2 protein-coding genes are annotated in these 3,674 nt (G+C 35.6%); both read left to right on the forward strand.

What is annotated here, in order from left to right; genetic code table 11:
* Positions 1-1,562 precede the first annotated feature (1,562 nt).
* Positions 1,563-1,931: a hypothetical protein gene (locus tag AC27IF_RS20195; RefSeq protein ID WP_487056155.1), complete on the forward strand. Its 369-nt coding sequence runs from the start codon at positions 1,563-1,565 to the stop codon at positions 1,929-1,931.
* 486 nt (positions 1,932-2,417) lie between these two features.
* Positions 2,418-2,882 carry a hypothetical protein gene (locus AC27IF_RS20200; protein WP_487056156.1) on the forward strand — a complete coding sequence of 155 codons (465 nt, stop codon included), beginning with the start codon at positions 2,418-2,420 and terminating at the stop codon, positions 2,880-2,882.
* Positions 2,883-3,674: the final 792 nt, after the last annotated feature.

The following is a 3,674-nucleotide window of genomic DNA, read 5'->3' on the forward strand; positions in this document are numbered from 1 at the left end:
GTGCCGCCACTAATTCCTAACAATTGTTTTTCTAGTCGGTAATTGCATCACTTTAATTTCAGCATTTGCTTCAATTCTTTGGTGTTGTAACTGTATTGGCTTTTAATTTTATTCAGCTTTTTTCAAAGGTCAATTTAACGTTTGTACAGTAGTGGCGGTGGGCGTATGTTGATTCTTTTGTTTAACTCACGTTCGTGTTAACTTGTTGTTCATATTGGTGTTTGCAATTTAAAAAAACACATAACAAGTCAATAAAGCGGGACTGCTAAAGCATGGCTCGGTTTCGCTTCGCTACACAGTGTAGCCATGCATTTATCAGCCCCTTATTGGGGCGTTAGGGTTACTGTCGGAATATGCAATCTATGGATCGGATTCAGTTTTCAATTAGGTTATTTGTAAGCTTCGTTTTATTCGCAACGTTTAAGTATTTCTTTACCCAATATTCCGATTTTGACGAAAGTATAAATTATCTGATTTTTAGTGTGCTTATTGATTTGGTATTTGTAGCTGCAATATCACCTTTCATCATTACCAGATTACAAAGCATAAAGTTAAATCGTATGTTGGTTAGCTTCTTCTATCTAAATATCTTGCTATCAACCAATTTTCACCTTCTCATTCAACAGCTATTAAAAATTAAAACAACCTATTTACTAAATTTTTCTTTAATTGTTAATGTGTTAAGTTTAATTTTATTGTTATATTTATGCCTTGTTAAAAAGCTTGGTAGTAATGTAACCCTAACAAGTAACTAAAGCGGGACTGCTAACAGTTGGCTCAGTTCCACTTCGTTTCACATTTTAGCCAACAATTATCAGCCCCTTAGTTGGGCGTTAGGTGTCAGTGTTAAAAAGGATTTGTCAGATGTTTAAAAGGAAATATTTAATTTATGCTGCAATTTATTCATGTATTTTACCCTTAGCTTCAACTTTTGATATTCCCGTCATAAGTTTTCTCGGACTAATAATATCATTGCCGTTTACGACATTCGCAATAATTGGTGGTAGTTATTTCTCAGAATGGTTCAGTTTTAGCTATGCCTATTCAGTGGGTATGGCAGTAGGTATTTTTTCTTCGATTTTAGTGTTATTTTGTTTTATAAAATTATTAATTGTTGTTCAAAAACACCTAACAAGTATTTTCAAGCCGGACTATTAACAGTTGGCTCGCGCTTCGCGCATTTTAGCCTAACTGTTTCTAGCCGCTTAAAATGGCGTTATGTACCGCCTTCTTTTTAAAGGTATTTCTTTTATAAGTTCGGTGGTTTAAATTAATTTTTACGTGTTGCTTTGGGTTTTCGCTAAACAGGTTTAGTGAATAAATTAACTTTGGTAAGTTAGCTCAAATTAGCATTTTGGTGGTTAGTAAGGCGGTGGGGAGTTGTCATTTCTCTTGCTGCTTATTAACCTTTTTTATTGCGTTATGTTTGGTGGTTACTTTAACCAATACATAACAAGGCGCTTAAACGGAAAAATTACAGTTGGCTTTTGTTCGCTTCGCTCACTATTTTAGCCAAACTGTATTTTTCCGCTTAGCTTAGCGTTAGGTGTTTCTCTAGTATCGTGAATGTTGCAAGGTATTTATCAATTCCAATCATTTTTAGCTTATTAGTGTGTAGCTATGTATTTATTACTGGTAAGCATAATCAAGCAAATTTAATTTACCTGTTTGGCTTTAGTGTTTTATTTTACGGTGCGCCATTTTTCTTAGTGGCATTTATCACACGGCTATTAAAAGCATCAAGTCATATTATTCATTCTGCCTTTTTAGGGGTTTCATTTTCCTTAATTATTGTTGCTAGTTTATGGTTATTGCCGCAGGATCCTTCTGGCCTACCTATCCAATGGATGGTTTATTGGCCTCTTTCTGCACTATTTGGTTTAGCTGGTATTTGTGTTAACCTACTAATTCATAAGTGTAAAAACACCTAACAAGAAATTAAACAAGGACAAAAAACAGTTGGCTTTTTGTTCACTACGTTCACTTATTTTAGCCAACAATTTTTTGCCTGTTAATTAGGCGTTATTTGCCTTCGCTAATTCAAGACATTTTATTTTTGTAAGGGCAGTGTTTTTAGCTAATTTTTGTACTCGCTGCTTGAGTTGTTTTCGCCCAAGTTTGCTTAGGTTTTCTCGCAAAATAGTTTTTCTTAACAACGTTTATTAAGTAGCGTTGCTCAATTAGTTTTTGTGTTTGGCTCAACAATTATAGTGTTGCGCAGTAGCGGCGGAGCATTTTTTAGTTCTACGGTTGGGCTGCCTCAACCATTCGTGTGTTTGGTGGTGTTAAGCGCTTTGCCTTAACCATCAAATAACAAGGTAATTAAACAGGGACAAAAAACAGTTGGCTTTTTTACTCGTGCCTCGTTTATTTTAGCCAACTGTTTTTTGCCCGTTAATTTAGCGTTAGGCTATTTCATGGATGATCACAATAAATTTTCCAATATTAAATCTTATTTTATAATTGGTATTATACTTTCTTTTTTATTCTCACTGACTTTGCCTGCGTTTAGATTTACTCCGGATGAGCCTTGGTTTAAATTTTCTGACCACGAGTCAATTAACTCAGGTTTCATGCTCTTAATCGTAGGTTGGTGGGGATTAGCTGGTTTTTCAGCCGCATGGTTAGCAAATCCTCTAGGCCTTATATCTTTAATTCTTTTTATTAAAGGCCGTTATGATAAAGCTATAGGCTTTATCTTCCTTACACTCCTATTTGCTCTTTCATCAATGGCATTAACAAAAATAGGAACTAATGCAGCAGGAGGAAGCAAAAATATACACTCAATGGGTATAGGGTTTTATTTCTGGTTATTGTCAATGCTTTTAATTTGGGCAGGCTCATTGAAACTTGAAAAATTGCGTGGAACATGTAATAAATAGCCTAACAAGCTGTTAAACAAGGACAAAAAACAGTTGGTTTTGCTCCTTCGTCGCTAATTTTAACCAACTATTTTTTGCCTGTTAACAGGGCGTTATTTGCCTTCGCTAATTCAAGACATTTTATTTTTGTAAGGGCAGTGTTTTTAGCTAATTTTTGTACTCGCTGCTTGAGTTGTTTTCGCCCAAGTTCGCTTAGGTTTTCTCGCAAAATAGTTTTGCTTAACAACGTTTATTAAGTAGCGTTGCTCAATTAGTTTTTGTGTTTGGCTCAACAATTATAGTGTTGCGCAGTAGCGGCGGAGCATTTTTTAGTTCTACGGTTGGGCTGCCCCAACCATTCGTGTGTTTGGTGATGTTAAGCGCTTTGCCTTAACCATCAAATAACAAGGTAATTAAACAGGGACAAAAAACAGTTGGCTTTTTTACTCGTGCCTCGTTTATTTTAGCCAACTGCTTTTTGCCCGTTAATTTAGCGTTATGCGTCAGCCTTAAGTCAATGAAATTTATTTTTCACGGCTGGTGTTTTACAAAGGTTATTGCGCTTGTTGCCTTTCCTTTGTCTTGGTAACTTAAGTGCCAAATATTCTGTTTCAGCTTTTGGCTAAACAGTTTTTCGCCAAAAGGTTTTGGTGATAAACGCCACGTAAATTAAGTGGCTCAAAATTCGTGGTTTGGTGGTAAAAGCTGAGTGTGAGTTTTTTAACTCTACCGAAGAGCTGCCATTAAACCTAATATAAATTGCGCTGTTTGTGGTCATCACAACCAGCGCATAACAAGTTGCTTAAACGGAAA

This window comes from Colwellia sp. KS18-150 (assembly GCF_057551365.1).

Coding starts and splice junctions, on each gene's coding strand:
- AC27IF_RS20200 (WP_487056156.1), top strand. CDS start 2,418: ATGGATGATCACAATAAATTTTCCAATATTAAATCTTATTTTATAATT.